Source organism: Acidovorax sp. KKS102 (genome assembly GCF_000302535.1).
Taxonomy (GTDB): domain Bacteria; phylum Pseudomonadota; class Gammaproteobacteria; order Burkholderiales; family Burkholderiaceae_C; genus Acidovorax.
Genome location: NC_018708.1, coordinates 785,368 through 801,726, shown reverse-complemented (window position 1 = coordinate 801,726; position 16,359 = coordinate 785,368). Strand labels below are relative to the sequence as shown.

The 16,359-nt window shown below is 65.5% G+C and carries 11 protein-coding genes, 1 tRNA gene, 1 other RNA gene and 1 pseudogene; 12 read left to right on the top strand and 2 right to left on the bottom strand.

Going from position 1 to position 16,359, the window contains the following annotated elements; translation table 11 throughout:
* Position 1: 1 nt before the first annotated feature.
* The 5 genes from C380_RS03600 to C380_RS03580 all read left to right on the top strand — a co-directional run bounded on the left by C380_RS03600 (position 2) and on the right by C380_RS03580 (position 6,500).
* Positions 2-1,204: an MFS transporter gene (locus C380_RS03600; RefSeq protein ID WP_015012530.1), complete on the top strand. Its 1,203-nt coding sequence runs from the start codon at positions 2-4 to the stop codon at positions 1,202-1,204.
* A gap of 106 nt (positions 1,205-1,310) precedes the next feature.
* Positions 1,311-3,008 (top strand): MBL fold metallo-hydrolase, encoded by a 1,698-nt coding sequence (locus tag C380_RS03595; RefSeq protein WP_015012529.1) that lies wholly within the window; start codon positions 1,311-1,313, stop codon positions 3,006-3,008.
* A 34-nt stretch (positions 3,009-3,042) separates the two neighbouring features.
* Entirely contained in the window at positions 3,043-3,837 is a 795-nt protein-coding gene (locus C380_RS03590; protein ID WP_015012528.1) for an rRNA pseudouridine synthase, read from the top strand.
* Positions 3,838-4,020: 183 nt separating this feature from the next.
* Positions 4,021-5,286, top strand: a complete 1,266-nt coding sequence (locus C380_RS03585; protein ID WP_015012527.1) for a YjgN family protein — start codon at positions 4,021-4,023, stop codon at positions 5,284-5,286.
* A gap of 2 nt (positions 5,287-5,288) precedes the next feature.
* On the top strand, positions 5,289-6,500 hold the full coding sequence (locus C380_RS03580; protein ID WP_015012526.1) for a M48 family metallopeptidase: 1,212 nt from the start codon (positions 5,289-5,291) through the stop codon (positions 6,498-6,500).
* A 66-nt stretch (positions 6,501-6,566) separates the two neighbouring features.
* Here the strand turns inward: C380_RS03580 and rnpB are convergent.
* Both rnpB and rtcR read right to left on the bottom strand, forming a co-directional pair.
* Positions 6,567-6,906: RNase P RNA component class A (rnpB, locus tag C380_RS24160), an RNA gene on the bottom strand.
* 10 nt (positions 6,907-6,916) lie between these two features.
* On the bottom strand, positions 6,917-8,551 hold the full coding sequence (rtcR, locus tag C380_RS03575) for an RNA repair transcriptional activator RtcR (RefSeq protein WP_015012525.1): 1,635 nt from the start codon (positions 8,549-8,551) through the stop codon (positions 6,917-6,919).
* 342 nt (positions 8,552-8,893) lie between these two features.
* Here rtcR and C380_RS03570 point away from each other — a divergent pair.
* The 7 genes and pseudogenes from C380_RS03570 (at position 8,894) to cysK (ending at position 16,181) form a co-directional block, all read left to right on the top strand.
* Positions 8,894-8,966 (top strand) — tRNA-OTHER (locus C380_RS03570).
* 297 nt (positions 8,967-9,263) lie between these two features.
* Positions 9,264-10,397 (top strand): annotated as a pseudogene (locus C380_RS03565) (slipin family protein).
* Between the two features lie 277 nt (positions 10,398-10,674).
* On the top strand, positions 10,675-11,508 hold the full coding sequence (locus C380_RS03560; protein WP_015012524.1) for a hypothetical protein: 834 nt from the start codon (positions 10,675-10,677) through the stop codon (positions 11,506-11,508).
* A 52-nt stretch (positions 11,509-11,560) separates the two neighbouring features.
* The gene (locus tag C380_RS03555) at positions 11,561-12,778 is read left to right on the top strand and encodes an RtcB family protein (protein ID WP_015012523.1); all 1,218 of its coding nucleotides are present in this window, start codon (positions 11,561-11,563) and stop codon (positions 12,776-12,778) included.
* Positions 12,779-13,228: 450 nt separating this feature from the next.
* The gene (locus tag C380_RS03550) at positions 13,229-14,065 is read left to right on the top strand and encodes a nucleotidyltransferase domain-containing protein (protein ID WP_015012522.1); all 837 of its coding nucleotides are present in this window, start codon (positions 13,229-13,231) and stop codon (positions 14,063-14,065) included.
* Entirely contained in the window at positions 14,062-15,135 is a 1,074-nt protein-coding gene (rtcA, locus tag C380_RS03545) for an RNA 3'-terminal phosphate cyclase (protein ID WP_015012521.1), read from the top strand. Before C380_RS03550 ends, rtcA begins: the two co-directional genes overlap by 4 nt.
* Before the next feature lie 128 nt (positions 15,136-15,263).
* Entirely contained in the window at positions 15,264-16,181 is a 918-nt protein-coding gene (cysK, locus tag C380_RS03540) for a cysteine synthase A (RefSeq protein WP_015012520.1), read from the top strand.
* The last annotated feature ends 178 nt before the right edge of the window (positions 16,182-16,359 follow it).

Below are 16,359 nucleotides of genomic sequence, written 5' to 3'. Positions count from 1 at the left end.
CATGCCCATTGCCTTGCTCGCGCTGACGCTCAGCGCATTTGCCATCGGCACGACCGAGTTCGTGATCGTTGGCCTGCTGCCCACCGTGGCGGCAGACCTTTCCATCAGCATCCCCTCGGCGGGCCTGCTGGTCAGCCTGTACGCCCTGGGGGTCGCCGTCGGCGCCCCGGTGCTCACCGCACTCACCGGCAAGCTGCCGCGCAAGGCGCTGCTGCTGGCGCTGATGGCACTGTTCACCGCCGGCAACCTGCTGGCCTGGCAGGCGCCCCGCTACGAGACGCTGGTCGCGGCGCGCATCCTGACCGGGCTGGCGCATGGCGTGTTCTTCTCGATCGGCTCCACCATCGCCACCGGCCTGGTGCCGCGCGAGAAGGCCGCAAGCGCGATTGCCATCATGTTCACCGGCCTCACCGTGGCCCTGGTCACCGGTGTGCCGCTGGGCACGTTCATCGGCCAGCATTTCGGCTGGCGTGAGACCTTTTTGGCCGTGTCGGTCCTGGGGGTGGTGGCCTTCATCGGCAGTGCAGTCTTTGTACCCCGCCACATCGCCCACACGCCCCCCGCTTCGCTGGCGCAACAAGCCCAGGTACTGGTCGAGCCCCGCCTGCTGCTGGTGTACGCCAAGACAGCCATTGGCTACGGCGGCACCTTCATTCCGTTCACTTTTCTCGCGTCCATCCTCACCGACATCTCGGGCTTCAGCGCCAGTGCCGTGGGCTGGGTGATGCTGGTCTACGGCGTGTCCGTGGCCGTGGGCAACCTCTGGGGCGGCAAGCTGGCCGACCGCCTGGGCCCCATCCCGGCACTGCGCATCATCTTTGCGCTGCTGGCGGCCGTGCTGCTGGTACTGCAGTTCACGGCCCCCCATCCCTGGCTGGCGGTGTGCACCGTGCTGCTGTGGGGCGCTGTGGCGTTCGGCAATGTGCCGGGGCTGCAGGTGTACGTGGTGAAACAGGCCGAGCGCTTCACCCCGCAGGCAGTGGACGTGGCCTCGGGCCTGAACATCGCCGCCTTTAACCTGGGCATTGCAGGCGCCGCCTGGGCGGGGGGCCTGATCGTGACGCACCTGGGCCTGCAGCACACGCCATGGATTGGTGCGCTAGTGGTGTTGGTATCGCTCGCGCTCACGCACTGGAGCGGTGTGCTGGACCGGCGCAGCGGCATCCCCGTGCGCGCCAGCGGCCCTGCGCCCGTGGGGCACTGACCGTGCCGTGCCCCTAAACACAAAGGGGCACGCGCCATGGGCTACCCACTGCAGCCTGTGCGCTGGCAGGAGTGCACGGAGTCCAGCGCGCCTCGATAATGGCCTGATGCCCCGCTCCAGCCAACAACTCCACCCCCAACGCGAACCCGTCGCCACCCGCCCCGCCGCCACCGTGCTGCTGCTGCGCGATGTGCCTGACGGCGGCGGGCTCGAAGTCCTCATGACCCGGCGCTCGGCCACGGCCAGTTTTGCGCCCGGTGCCTATGTCTTCCCCGGCGGGGGCATTGATGCGCTGGATGCCGCCCCCGCCACCCACGCCGCTGCGGACCGCCGCCCTACCCAGAGCGACCTGCACCTCACCCAGGCGATTGCGGCCATCCGCGAGAGTTTTGAAGAACTGGGCGTGCTGCTGGCGCGCCATGCCGAGGGCCACCGCCAAGGACAGATGGCCGATGCGCAGGACATTGCCGCCATCGACCGCCACCAGCCCTTTGCCGCGCAGTGCACCGCACGCGGACTGCGCCTGGCGGCCGATGGGGTGTACCTGCTGGCCCACTGGACGGCCGACCGTGACCTGGCGCGCCGCTTTGAAGTGCCCTTTCTGGTGGCCCGCATGCCCGACGGCCAGGAGCCCGTGGCCGACGAGGCAGAGCAGTTCGAGCCCGTGTGGGTGCGCCCTGCCGACGCGCTGGCGCGGCACGAGGCGGGGCAGTTCTTCATGATCTTCCCGACCATCCGCACGCTGCAGCGCCTGGCCCAATTTGCCAGCACCCAGGCAGTGCTGGACGCCGTCGCGCACGAGCAGCCCCTGTGGGTCAGCTGCCCGCGCGCCGGCCTGCTGGCAGGCAAGGAAGCGCGCTACATGGAGGACGAAATGCCGTTTGGCGAGCTGGCGCTGGTCTGCCCCGACGGGCAGATCGTGCACCCGCTGGACTGGCAGACCGAGCGCCCCGTGCCGCTGCTGCGCAACGTGATGCGGCTGACCGCGCCCAACCCTGGCGTGATGACCGGCCCTGGCACCAACAGCTATCTGGTGGGCGACCCGGCCACGGGCTTCATCGCCATCGACCCCGGCCCGGCCGACGCCGAGCACCTGGACAAGCTCTGGCGTGCAGCGGGGGGCGACATCCGCATGATTGTGTGCACCCACTCGCACGCCGACCATTCCCCCGGCGCCGCGCCACTGCAGGCGATGTGTGTGCAGGCTGGCAAGGCACGCCCGCCCGTTCTGGGCCTGCCGTCCGCCCCCACGGCCCGCGCGGCCAGCCAGTTCACCCCCGACCGGGCGCTACAAAATAATGAGTTGCTCGTGCTTGAAGGACTAGCACCTGAAGGCAAAATCACCCATACCCTGCAGGTGATCCACACCCCAGGCCATGCGGCCAACCACCTGTGCCTGCTGCTGGTGGAAGACGCGCTGCTGTTCAGTGGTGACCACATCCTGAACGGCAGCACCACCGTGATCGACCCGCCCGACGGCAATATGGCCGACTACCTGGATTCGCTAGACCGGCTGGATGCGGTCTGCGCCGAGCTCGGCGTGGAGTTCATCCTGCCCGCGCACGGCTACGTGCTCGGGGGCCCGGTCCTCGGTGCCCGCAATGCCATCGCCAAGCTCAAGGCCCACCGCCTGGCACGTGAGGCCAAGGTGCTGGCCGCCATGCAGGCGCTGCCGCAAGGCAGCATGGACGACTGGGTGCGCCACGCCTACGACGATGTACCGCCGCGCATGTGGCCCGTGGCCCAGCGCTCGCTGCTGGCGCATGTGGAGCGCATCCGCTCTCTGCAGCCCGGCAACAACTGAGCCACAAGAACACCAAGACCACCTTCAATATTCAATGACCGACAAGAACCCCGACCCCACCCACATCCGCCTGGCCAAACGCGTGGCTGAACAACTGAACTGCTCGCGCAGCACGGCCGAGCAATTCATCGAGGGCGGCTTTGTGAGCGTGGACGGCCAGATCGAGGAGGCTCCCGGCGCGCGCGTGCGCCCCGATCAGGCGGTGGCCGTGGCGCCCGATGCCAGCCTGCTGGCGCTGACCCCGGTCACCTTGCTGCTGCACAAGCCCGCAGGGTTTGAAGCCGGTCTGGGCCTGCCGGGCGCAGCCACAGGGCAGGCGGCCCACGCCAGCCGCAGCCAGGGGGCGCCACAGGCACTCACGCTGCTCAATGCCGCGTCGCACCTGCCGGAAGACGCGTCGGGCATCCGCGTGCTGCAGCGCCACTTCAAGCAGCTCGAATGCTTCACCACCCTGCCCACCGAGGCCAGCGGCCTGGTGGTCTACACGCAAGACAAACGCATCGCGCGCAAGCTGGCCGAAGACATCGAGGTGCTGGAGCAAGAGTGCATCGTCGAGGTCAAGGGCGACATCGCGCCCAATGGCCTGCAGCGCCTGTGCCATGGACTCACATTCAACGGCCGCCCCCTGCCCCCCATCAAGGTGAGCTGGCAGAACGAGACCAAGCTGCGCTTTGCGCTCAAGGGCATCCGCCCCGGCCAAATCCCTGCCATGTGCGAAGTAGTGGGTCTGACGGTGGTGGGCATCAAGCGCATCCGCATCGGCCGCGTGCCGCTGGCCAAGGTGCCCGAGGGGCAATGGCGCTACCTGCAGCCGTGGGAGAAGTTCTAAGAATCTGCTCTAAGCGCTTACGGGCCCAGCGGCGCACTGCCGATGCGCAAGGGACAGGGGATGCACATATGCTCCTGAAAACATAGCTGTCAGCGCTTTTACAACAAGCGCTTCAGGCCTTTTCCATTTGAACTCCATCGATCCACACCGCTGCTACACTGCGCAGCACTCTGGAGGGAGTTCATGAACACAAACCAATCGTCAGGCGGCGCTGCGGGGCCGATGTCCAACTTCATGCCGATGAACATCGATGCCCACCCGCTCGAGTTCACGGGCAGCGGTGGCGAGTATTTCCGGGTCTGGATCGTCAACGTGCTGTTGTCCATCGTCACGCTGGGCATCTACACCCCCTGGGCACGCCGCCGCACCGCCCAGTATTTCTACAGCCACACGCTGGTGGCCGGCAGCCCCCTCGAATTCACCGCGCAGCAGCGCAAGATGGTGATGGGCTTTGTGCTGCTGATGCTGCTGACCATTGCCTACAACCTGGCCGCCAACACCGGGCAGGACACAGCGGTGGGCCTGTTCCTGCTGGCCGGCGCAGCGCTGGCGCCTTTCATCTGGGCCAGCGCCATGCGGTTTCGCCTGGGGGCCACGCGGTGGCGCGGGCTGCGACTGCAGTTCACTGCCAGCTGGAAAGAGGTCTACATCGCCAGCTGGCCTGTGTTTGCGCTGGCGCTGGTGTGGTTTGGCGTGTTTTATGGTCTGCAGCTGCTGTCGCCCGACCTGGCCCAGGCGCTGGAGGCCATCGAAGAAGAGGGCAAGAAACAACCCATGCCCCGCTTCACGCCCGCCATGGGCGGCTTGGTACTGCTGGGCCTGGTGCTGTCGGTGCTGTGCGTGATCCGCACCGAATACAACTTCAAGAGCCTCTTGGTGCTCAAGGCCCAGGTGGGTGCCGAGCGAGGCCGCTGGAAGCCGGTGTACATGGACTTCGTCAAGGTGTGGATGGCCACCGTGGCTGTGTTCATCCTGTGCGTGGTGGGGTTCTCGGCGCTGATCGGCATCCTCGCAGGCAGCTCCATCGCCCTGGTGGCCAGCCAGAGCGATCGCCTGGGCCTGTGGATGTTTGTGGTGATCATCGTGTCCATCATCGCGGGCATCTTTATGCTGATCCTGGCGTCGGCACCGGCCCGCGCATACCGCGAGGCACGCATGTTCCAGCTGATGTGGAACAACATCGGCGTGAGCCACGTGGCCCGCTTCAAGTGCCACCTCAAGAGCGGCCGCTACGTGTGGCTGCGCATCAAGAACATGCTGCTTACCCTGCTGACGTTGGGGCTGTACCGCCCGTTTGCGCGGGTCAGCGAATACCGCATGAAGTGCGAGTCCGTCACCCTGCACGTCAAGGGTGGCGTGGAGCAGGTGACCGGCGCCATGGTGCGCCAGCAGCAGGGTGGCCTGGGCGATGCGCTGGCGGATGCCGCTGGCCTCGACCTCATCGGTTGACCATGTCGGCGCCCGAGCACCCCGCCCTGGTCCCCGGGCGCTGGTTTGACGGCCAGAGCAGCAAGGCCCGTCCGGTGGTGGTGAGCCTGCGGCCCACACCGCAAGGCCCATCGCTGGTGCTGCATCCGCTCTCGCAGCCGGGTGCCGAACCGGTGGTCTTTACCTGGAAGCAGGTGGGCTGGCCGGAGGCCTGGAACGAGCGCAAGCCGCAGCCCCGCGTGGTCGTCGATCTGCGCGACCATGGCAGCGTGGAGATCGATGCCGTGGCCGAATGGCGCGCCGCACTGGCTGCTGCAGGCGAGCGCCCCGGCATCGCACAACGCATGCAGACCCGCTGGCCCGTGCTGCTGGGCGTGACGGCCGCCGCCGTCATTGGCCTCACGCTGTTCTACCGCTACGGCACACCCTGGGCGGCCACGCAGCTCACGCGGTTTGTGCCCATCAGCTGGGAGACCAGCGTGGCCGAGAACGTGCTCCAGCAGATGGACAACGGCACCCTGAAGCCCAGCAAGCTGCCCAAGGAGCGACAAGACCAGCTCAAGGCGCGTTTTGATGCCCTGGTGCAGCAGACGCCCCCTGGCCTGCAGCGTTACTCCGGCTACCGGCCGCCTTTGTCCCTGGAGTTCCGATCCGGTATGGGTGCCAATGCCTTTGCGCTGCCCGGCGGCAAGATCGTGATGACCGACGGCATCGTGAAGGCAGCGGCCGACAAGGGCCTGGACGACAACGCATTGGTGGGCGTGCTGGCCCACGAGGTCGGCCACGTGGTGCAGCGCCACACCACGCGCATGGTGGTGCAGCAGGGCGTACTCAACATGGGCCTGGGGCTGGCGCTGGGCGATGTGTCTGGCATCGTCTCTACGGGTGCATCCTTGCTGACCGGCCTGGCCTACAGCCGCAGCCATGAGCGCGAGGCCGACTGCTACGCCATCGCCGTCATGCGCCACGCCGCACTGCCCACAGCGCCCATGGGCCAGCTGCTGCTGGCGATTGCGCGCGAAGAGGCCCAGAAAAAGGACCAGGGCAAGGGCCCGACCGCCGCGGCATCGGCGCCCTCCTCCGGGGCCAGCACACCCGATGCAGTACGCCAGCGCAAGGTGGCTCAGGAGATCGGCTCGCACCCTGTCTGGTCGCTGCTGAGCAGCCACCCCGACACGGTGGAGCGTGCGACAGAGCTGGAGCGGGGGCAAGCACCCCATTGCGCAAAAAATTGAACACAGCCCCGCCACAGGGGCGGCGTGCTCACCACACGACCCTTGGCGAGTCGGGGTGGAAATAAAGTGTGAAGCGCGCCGATAAGCCGGATTCTGTGCACCACGGTTGCCCGCAGTGTGACCGCCATTAATCTGGGCCGGGTGTCGCCACCACGGCTCGGTGCTACCTACCCGCCAGCTCTGCGGAACCACATCAACGCTGGCCTACTTGGTATTGCTGCGCGTAGAGATTGCCCGTTTCACCCCCGGTGGTTTGCCTTGCGGCACTCCCCCGGGACTCGTCTCTGTTGCTCTGATCCTCACCTCACGGTGGGCAGCCGTTAGCTGCTACGCTGTCCTGTGCAGTCCGGACGTTCCTCCAGTGCCTGGTTTCCCAGATTGCACCAGCGGCGGTCTGGCGTGCTTCACGGGCGGGATTATCGCCCAGCACCCGATGCCCGCTCCCAGTCCAGCCCAAACCGCGCTAGGTACTTGCGCAGCCGGTCGGCGTCATTGATCACGGTGCGCTGCGTGCGCGAGGCCTGGAACAACAGGCGCCCCGCGTCCGACAAGGTGCGCGACTGGCGGCAGACTTGCAGCACGGCGGCCAATTGCAACTGGTCAAAGAGGTCCATGGACTCCACCACCTCGTCACCCAGCAAAGCCGCGAGTTCGTCGCGCCCCACAGCTCCTGCGACGGGAGCCAGACCATGGCGCGCATCGCTCGCGGGCTGCCACAGCCAGCGCAGGCGGGCAGTTTCGGCTTCGACCAGCGGCAGGCCAATGCGGCCGCTGTCGGCCAGCGTGGCCAGGCGTGTCACGCTGGCCGAGAGGTCGCGGAAGTTGCCGGTCCACAGCGCCTCGGGCGACTGGGCATAGCGCAGGTAGGCGGCGCGCGCCTCGTTGGAAAAGCGCACACTGCGGCCCAACTCTTCGCCCGCGCGCTGCAGCAGGTGATCCACGTTGGGCTCGATGTCCTCGGGCCGCTGGGCCAGGCCAGGCAGCACATAGCTCCAGAGGTTGATGCGCGCAAACAGATCCTCACGAAAGCGCCCGGCCGCCACCTCGGTGCGCAGGTCACGGTTGGTGCCCGCCACGAGCTGAAAGTCGCTCTCCACCTCGCGGTCGCTGCCCAGGGGGTAGAAACGCTTTTCTTCCACGGCCTTGAGCAGCATGGCCTGCTCGTCTGCGCCCAGCTCGCCAATCTCGTCGAGGAACAGCAAGCCTCTGTGCGCCGTGCGCAGCAGGCCCGCGCGGTCGGCCGCCGCGCCGGTGAACGAACCTTTCTTGTGGCCGAACAGGGTGGACGCGGCGCCATCACCATGCAACGTGGCGCAGTTCACTTCCACAAACTCGCCCTCCACCTGGTGGCGGGCCTTCTTCAGCTCGAACATGCGCCGCGCCAGGTGCGACTTGCCCGCGCCCGTGGGCCCGGTGAACAGGATGGGCGCGCGCGAGCGCACTGCAACGCGCTCCACCTCGTCGATCAGCGCGTTGAAGCGGGCGTTGCGCGTGGCAATGCCGCTTTTGAGGAACTGCACCGCGTCCTGCTGCTCGGCGCCAAAGCGCTGCGCGATCACGTCGTAGCGCGAGAGGTCCAGGTCGATCAGCGTGTAGCTGCCCGGGTCGCCCATCTGCTGGCGCTTGGGCGGCGAGGTTTGCACCAGCACGCCCGGAATGCGGCGCGACTCCACCAGCAAAAACAGGCAGATCTGCGCGACGTGCGTGCCGGTGGTGATGTGCGTCCAGTACTCCTCGCGCTCGGTGTCAAAGCGGTAGGCCTGCGTCCAGTCGTATAGCTGGGCATAGACCTCGCCAAAGTCCCAGGGGTCGGCGATGGGCAGCGGCACCAGGTTCACCGTGGTTTCGGGCGAGGCGGTGGCCATGTCCGCGCGCACCTGCTGGGCCAGCTCGCGGTGCGGCGGGGTGTAGAGCAGCTCCAGCCGTTCGATCACCACGTCCTCATGCTGCACCAGGGACACGGTGGGGCGCCATTTCTCCCACCGGCCAGCGCCCTTGCCAGAGTCCAGCTGAGTGCCCAGGAACCCGATGACCACCTTGTCTTTTCGCATATTTTTATCTATTTAACTAGCTTTCATTCTAGTTATCTTGATATCCAAGCGCTCAATCAATTTCACCCAACAGGAAATACCCTTTACAAATCAACAACTTGCGCACACCTAACGACTTGCATTGCAAGCTGGCACACATCTGGCAATAGAAGAAGCATCCAGCGCAAGCGGTGACCGCTCACAGGCTGGGGTTAGGACAAATGTTCGCCCCACCGGTGCCGGGCGTCCGGGGCCTTCGGGTTCTGTTGATGTTCTGCATGCCGCACATCGCCAACGCTGGGTAGCGGCACGGTCGCGGTGACCACTCCGAAAGGATGTATCTGGTTCGACTCCAGGCGTGCCACCACTGGTAGCTCAGTCTGGTAGAGCCCCGCCGAAAGGCGGTTGTCGCAGGTTCGATTCCTGCCCACGGTCGCAAGACCTTGTTTGGAAGTACCGGTCGAAAGACCACCCGCCGAACGCGGGGAGAGGCCCCGAGGTTGCGCAGCGACCGCAAGGGATTCACCCCGTCAGCCGGCGGCGGTTTGTGCCAGCACCCGGCACAGCCCGCGCCCGCAGCCAGCCGTGCTGCCGCCCTCCCCTCCTGGGGGCTGAGGCAGTAACCACGGCGCACTGCTAGGCCCAGGCTGCACCCCCTGGCACCCCGCCATCGCTGTAACGGCAACCCGATACGACAACGAAGAAGAGAGAGGAAAAAGAGATGCTGACGAAGATGTTCCAACGCGCCACCGTGAAGAAAAACGAACGCGCCCTACTGCTGCGCAACGGCAGCTTTGACCGCGTGCTGCGCAGCGGCACCTACTGGCTGTTTGCGGGCACCGACCAGTTGCGCGTGGAAACCTTCGCCCTGGAACAACCCGCCTTCACCCACGGCCTGACCGAGTACCTGATGGCGCAAGAGCCCGCCGTGGTGGCCGCCGAGTTTGTGCAGGTGAGCCTGTCGGAAACCTAAGTGGGCTTGCGCAGCGAAAACGGCGTGCTGGTCGAGATCTTGCCGCCCGGCACCCGCCGCCTTTATTGGAAAGGCCTGGTGGAGGTGAGCGTGCAAGTGGTGGACCTGCAATCGGGCGCTGAACTGCCCGCCGCACTGGTGGCGCGATTGACGCAAACCCAACTGCGCCAGCGCAGCGTGACCGGCTTGGCCGGTGTGCTGCAGGTGCAGGTGCCCGAGGGCCAGTGCGGCCTGCTGACGGTGGACGGCAAGGTGGAACGCCTGCTCACGGCTGGCACCTACGCCTTCTGGAAGTACGGCCGCACTGTGGCCGTGGAGCTGGTGGACCTGCGCCTGCAAGCCGTGGAGGTGTCAGGCCAGGACATCATGACCCGTGACAAGGTAAGCCTGCGCCTGAACCTGTGCGCCACCTACCGCTACACCGATGTGCTGCGCGCTTTTGCCCAATTGCAAAAGCCTGCCGACCACCTGTACCGCGAGCTGCAGTTTGCGCTGCGCGCCGCCGTGGGCACCCGCACGCTCGATGAGCTGCTGGAGAACAAGACGGTGATCGACGACGTGGTGACCGCACACATGGCCGCCAAGCTGTTGCCCTATGGCATGCAGCTGGAAAGCGTGGGCGTGAAGGACATCGTGCTGCCGGGCGAGATGAAAACCATCCTGACCCAGGTGGTGCAAGCCCAGAAGCAGGCCGAGGCCAACGTGATCCGCCGCCGCGAAGAAACCGCCGCCACGCGCTCGCTGCTCAACACCGCCAAGGTGATGGAGGACAACCCCGTCGCCCTGCACATGAAGGAGCTGGAGACGCTGGAGCGCGTGGCCGAGCGCATCGACAAGATCTCGGTGTTTGGCGGCCTGGACCAGGTGCTGAATGGCCTGGTGAAGATGCGCTGAGCCACGGGTGAAAAGGATATGGGCGCGCTGGCACAGAAGGGAGCGCCACTGCCAAAAATGTTGTTATTGCGGGCAGCTCGGGTAACACCGAGTACAGCGGGAGAGTCGGTGAACGGGCAAAGTTGAGGATGCAGGTGCTGGCTCCGATGAAGGGTCTGCCACTGGCGCGCGTTTCCAACCGTTCACTGGGCCAGTGGATTCAAGCACCCTGGTCGCTGTATTGATGCGGGTTCGAATCCCGTCGCGTCCACCAGACAAAGCAGAAAAGAGAACTGCCATGAAAAAGAAGAAAACCGGAGCCAACTCAGTATTGGAATACACACCAAGCAATGTGCTGGAAGCCGCGACACAAGCGGCCTACAAAGCGTTTGCGCATTACCAAGCACCGGATCACCTGCTGGACGTGTGTACCGCCTGCTGCATGAATGCCGAGCTGGAGCGTGAGATGCGACACCTTCCTCTGCGCCAACTGACCCAGAGGCATTTCTACGAGTACAACGATTCGGCCAAGAGCCAGGTGCAGCCTGCGCGCGAGATCAAATACCTGGCCCCACGGCTGCTGGAACTGCTCGCCGAAGGTGCCCGGCTGCACCACTCCACCGAGCTGTACCTGGACCGCTTGGGGCGGTGCGAGCCCGGTTCGTTTTCAGCGACGGAACAGGCGGCGCTGCAGGGCTTTGCGCTGGCGTACTTTGCACAAGGGTTGGAGCAATGGCCCGCAGCCAGCGATTCGCTCTTCCAGGGCGATAACGCCTTCTCCATCTTGCTCATGTGGGCCTATGCCCGCGTGCCGCTGGAGCCCCTGCTGCAACACTGGCTGGAATGCGAAAGCGACGCATCGACCCTGAACTTTGTAGACGCGTGCTATTGGGACTATGTGTGGTACTCCAACCAGATGGGCAATGCGTTTGCCACGGATGAGGTCGAATACAAACGCACCATGGAGGAATGGCTGAACAGGCCAGCCACCAAAGCGCGTTGGACAGAAAAGCTCATGCGGCTGGTGGATGCGGGCCCTGCCAGTTCCTGGTTGCCAGCGGGGGCCGTGGACCACCATTGCTACCCGCTCCCGGAGCGGATCACCGCGGTCTTTGACGCAATGGCTGCATGACGAACATCGCCACAAAAAAGAAATACAACGAAGAAACAACGAGAAAAGAACCATGAACTACGAACAACTCGAAATCCCGAACGGCGTGCCCGTGAAGATGTGGACGAACGGCGTGCCCGTGGAAGAAGACGCCAAGAACCAGCTGCGCAACATTGCGCGCCTGCCCATCGTGTTCAAGCACGTGGCGGTGATGCCCGATGTGCACCTGGGGATCGGTGCGACCATCGGCTCGGTGGTGCCCACCCTCAAGGCCATCATCCCCGCTGCGGTGGGGGTGGACCTGGGGTGCGGAATGATGGCGTGCAAAACCACGCTCACGGCCAGCGACCTGCCGGACAACCTGTCTGGCGTGCGCACCGCCATCGAACGCGCCGTGCCCGTGGGGATGACCCCCAAGCGTTTCGGCCGCGACAAGGGAAGCTGGGATACGCCGCCCGCCGAGACCGACCGCGCCTGGGCCGCGCTGGTGGATGAGTTCGACGAGATTTGTGAAGCGCACCCGCGCATCAAGAACACGAACAACTACAAGCACCTCGGAACGCTCGGAACGGGCAACCACTTCATCGAGATCTGCCTGGACGAACATCAGTCCGTGTGGGTGATGCTGCACTCCGGCTCACGCGGTGTGGGGAACGCCATCGGCACCCACTTCATTGAGCTGGCCAAGAAGGACGCCGAGATGAACCAGCGCAATCTGCCCGATAAGGACCTGGCGTACTTTGAAGAAGGTGCGCAGTACTTCGGCGACTACGTGAAGGCCGTGGGGTGGGCACAAAAGTTTGCCGCCGCCAACCGCGAAGTGATGATGGGCCGCGTGATCGCCGCGCTGCGCAAGGTGATCCCCAAGCCGTTCGAAACGCACATTGAGGCGGTGAACTGCCACCACAACTACGTGCAACGCGAGACGCACTTCGGGCAAGACGTGTTCGTGACCCGCAAGGGCGCGGTGAGTGCAGAGCAGGGCAAGCTGGGGATCATCCCGGGGAGCATGGGCGCCAAGAGCTTTATCGTGCGCGGAAAAGGCAACCCCGAGAGCTTCAACAGCTGCAGCCACGGCGCGGGCCGCACCATGAGCCGCACCAAGGCCAAGAAGCTGTTCACCGTGGAAGACCAGATCAAGGCGACCGAGGGCGTGGAATGCCGCAAGGACGCCGACGTGATCGACGAGATCCCGATGGCTTACAAGAACATCGATGCGGTGATGGCGGCGCAGGAAGACCTGGTGGAAGTGGTGTACACGCTCAAGCAGGTGGTGTGTGTGAAGGGGTGACGCAAATGCAACGACAAGCAGTCCGCTTGAGCGACGGTAGCTGCGCATTCCTTTTTCAATCCCTTGACGGGCATTGGGCCTGTCCGGTGTGCGGGAGTTTTGGGCTGCTCAATCAACCTTATCTGGATGGCGGAGGAGCCTCATTCGAAATGTGCCAGTGCGGATTCGAGTTTGGGTACGACGACGACCCCGGGGCGTCGAAATTGGCTGTACCAGAAGTGCAGGCAAATTGGGCGGCGTGGAGAGATCGGCTACTCACGCGCACTTCAGGTGGGGAGCGCGCCCAACTCGTCCTCAATCTCCAATTGATTGGTGTTCAAGTGACAGATTGACCGCCAACCAAAACCTTCAGCCTGCTCGAAGCGGGCTGCTTATGAAAATTCATAGCTAGTAGCGCTTACCCAGTAAGCGCTACAGCCCATTTTTATGCATACAACAGAACAACAAGAAATGCTGCGCTCCGCCCACCCGGTGGAGCCCCACATGCGCACGCAGGTGCTGGAAGCCCTGCGCGACATCGAAGCCCGGAACGACGTGACAGTGCTGTTTGCCTGCGAATCCGGCAGCCGGGGCTGGGGCTTTGCCTCGCCCGACAGCGACTACGACGTGCGCTTTATCTACGTGAACCGTCTGCCTTGGTACCTGACGGTGGCGCCCGGGCGTGACGTGATCGAGCTGCCGATCAGCGGCGACCTGGATGTGAACGGCTGGGACCTTCGCAAGGCCCTGGGCCTGCTGCGCGAGTCCAACCCCACGCTGCTCGAATGGCTGGGCTCACCCATCGTCTACCGCGAAGAGGCAGACACCATGGCGCAGTTCCGCGCGCTGGCGGCGCAAGTGTTCTCCAACGCCAAGGGCTGGCACCACTACGCATCCATGGCCAAGAAGAACTTTCGAGAGCACCTGCAGGCCGACGCGGTGCGCTACAAAAAGTACCTGTACGTGCTGCGCCCGCTGCTGGCCGCGCGCTGGATACGCACGCAGCCCGGTGTGCCGCCTATGCGCTTTGCCGAGCTGGCCCAGCACACGCTCCACCCCGTGCACGATGCAGCACTGGTCGCCGAGATCAACGCCCTGCTGGAGGTGAAGATGCGCGCAGGCGAAGCCGCCACCAGCCCGCGCTGGCCTGGCATCCATGCGTTCATCGAAGCCGAGCTGGCGTGCGATGCGGCCGAGCCGGTGCAGCCGCTGCCCGTGCCTGGGCATGCCGCGCTGGATGCGCTGCTGCATGACACGGTGCTGCGGTTCAGCAAGCGCCCCAAGGGTGCGGCGGAGACATCGCCATGACAGAACGCTCTGTAACGCCCCTCACCCTCGACGGCTCCACCGGCGAAGGCGGCGGGCAAATCCTGCGCACGGGCCTGGCCCTGTCCATGGTCACAGGCCGCCCGCTGCACATCAATCGCATCCGCGCCGGGCGGCCCAAGCCGGGCCTCATGCGCCAGCACCTGGCCTGCGTGCAGGCGGCGGTGGCTGTGTGCGGCGGGCAGGCCGAGGGCGCGGAGCTGAACTCGCAGACGCTGGTGTTCACGCCCGGCGACGTACGGGCGGGCGACTACCGTTTTCAGATCGCCACCGCAGGCAGCTGCCTGCTGGTGCTGCAGACGGTGCTGCCCGCGCTGATGCTGGCCGACGGGCCGAGCAAGGTCGAACTGGCGGGCGGCACGCACAACCCGATGGCGCCGCCGTTTGATTTTCTGGAGCGCGCCTTTGCGCCGCTCGTGCGGCGGCTAGGGGTGGGGCTGGAACTGCAACTGCAGCGGCGGGGCTTTTACCCCGCCGGGGGCGGCGAGCTGGTGGCGCACATCGCACCTGCCACACCCGCCCGACCTCTGGCGCCGGTGGATGTGCTGGAGCGCGGCCCGTTGCAAAACGGCTGGGGCGAGGCGCTGGCACCCGGCCTGGCGCGCCACATAGCGACGCGGGAGCTGGAGGTGCTGGGCCAGCGCATGGGCTGGACGTTTGAGGGCGGACAACTGCGCCAGCCGCCCACGCGCCAGAACGAAGGGCCGGGCAATGCGCTGATCGCCACGCTGGAGTACGCGCAGGTGACCGAGGTGTTTTGCCAGTTGGGCGAACGCAGCCTGTCGGCCGAGCAGGTGGCCAAGCGGCTGGTGGACGAAGTGCGCGCCTACCAGCGCAGCACCGGCGCGCTGGGCCCACACCTGGCGGACCAGTGGATGCTGCCGCTGGCCCTGGCGGTGTGGCGCAGCGGGCAGGCTGCCAGCTACACCTGCAGCGAGGTGACGCAGCACACGGACACCAACGCGCAGACCATTGCGATGGGCCTGCCGGTCCGGGTGCAGATCACGCCCGCAGCGGGCGCCATGCGCGTGGAGGTATCGCCCCTGTCTTGACAGGCGCTGCAGCGGCCGCCCCATACCCTGGCTATATCCATATGGCCAGAGCCGTAGAACAAGTGGTTCAGAATGCGCGTCACAGACCTTCCACTTTGTGTCCAACCCAACGCTTAACAGGAGACGCCATGAAAGTTGACAACATTCTGCAAACCATCGGCAAAACGCCCCACGTGCGCATCAACCGCCTGTTTGGCCCTGGCGCCAATGTGTGGGTGAAGTCGGAGCGCAGCAACCCCGGCGGTTCCATCAAGGACCGCATTGCGCTGGCGATGGTGGAGGACGCGGAAAAGTCTGGCGCGCTCCAACCCGGCGGCACCATCATCGAGCCCACCAGCGGCAACACCGGCATCGGCCTGGCGCTGGTAGCGGCCGTCAAGGGCTATAGGCTGATCCTCGTGATGCCCGACAGCATGAGCATCGAGCGCCGCCGCCTGATGCTGGCCTATGGCGCGCAGTTTGACCTGACGCCGCGCGAAAAGGGCATGAAGGGCGCGATTGCCCGTGCCCAAGAGCTGCAGGCGCAGACACCCGGCGCGTGGATTCCGCAGCAGTTCGAGAACCCCGCCAATATCGACATCCATGTGCGCACCACGGCGCAAGAGATCCTGGCCGACTTCCCTGACGGGCTGGACGCCATCATCACCGGCGTGGGCACCGGCGGCCACCTGACGGGTACTGCGCGCGTGCTCAAGGCGAAATTTCCGCAGCTCAAGGTGTTTGCGGTGGAGCCCACGGCCTCGCCCGTCATCTCGGGCGGCGCGCCCTCGCCCCACCCCATCCAGGGCATTGGCGCGGGCTTCATCCCCAAGAACCTGGACACCAGCGTGCTTGACGGCGTGATCCAGGTCGATGCCGAACCCGCGCGCGAATACGCCCGCCGCTCTGCGCGCGAAGAGGGCATCCTGGTGGGCATCTCGTCCGGCGCTACCTTGGCCGCCATTGCCCAGAAGCTGCCCGAGCTGCCCGCAGGCGCCAAGGTGCTGGGCTTCAACTACGACACGGGCGAGCGCTACCTGTCGGTGGAAGGCTTCCTGCCGGCCTGATGGCCGCCGACGCGCCCCGCGCTATCACCAGGGCCCTTCGGGGCCCTTTTTTTTGGGCAGCGCAGCACAAGGCCACGGCCAGCCGTCCTACAGCGATAACGCGCTCGGGCCAGAACAATCAAGGTTCGCACCGGCCCACCTTTGCGGTGGCTTCGCCGGAGCCCCTTCCAACGATTGC

Coding starts and splice junctions, on each gene's coding strand:
- rtcA (WP_015012521.1), top strand. CDS start 14,062: ATGACAGAACGCTCTGTAACGCCCCTCACCCTCGACGGCTCCACCGGC.
- C380_RS03580 (WP_015012526.1), top strand. CDS start 5,289: ATGTCGGCGCCCGAGCACCCCGCCCTGGTCCCCGGGCGCTGGTTTGAC.
- C380_RS03595 (WP_015012529.1), top strand. CDS start 1,311: ATGCCCCGCTCCAGCCAACAACTCCACCCCCAACGCGAACCCGTCGCC.
- C380_RS03550 (WP_015012522.1), top strand. CDS start 13,229: ATGCTGCGCTCCGCCCACCCGGTGGAGCCCCACATGCGCACGCAGGTG.
- C380_RS03585 (WP_015012527.1), top strand. CDS start 4,021: ATGAACACAAACCAATCGTCAGGCGGCGCTGCGGGGCCGATGTCCAAC.
- C380_RS03590 (WP_015012528.1), top strand. CDS start 3,043: ATGACCGACAAGAACCCCGACCCCACCCACATCCGCCTGGCCAAACGC.
- cysK (WP_015012520.1), top strand. CDS start 15,264: ATGAAAGTTGACAACATTCTGCAAACCATCGGCAAAACGCCCCACGTG.
- C380_RS03555 (WP_015012523.1), top strand. CDS start 11,561: ATGAACTACGAACAACTCGAAATCCCGAACGGCGTGCCCGTGAAGATG.
- C380_RS03560 (WP_015012524.1), top strand. CDS start 10,675: ATGAAAAAGAAGAAAACCGGAGCCAACTCAGTATTGGAATACACACCA.
- C380_RS03600 (WP_015012530.1), top strand. CDS start 2: ATGCCCATTGCCTTGCTCGCGCTGACGCTCAGCGCATTTGCCATCGGC.
- rtcR (WP_015012525.1), bottom strand. CDS start 8,551: ATGCGAAAAGACAAGGTGGTCATCGGGTTCCTGGGCACTCAGCTGGAC.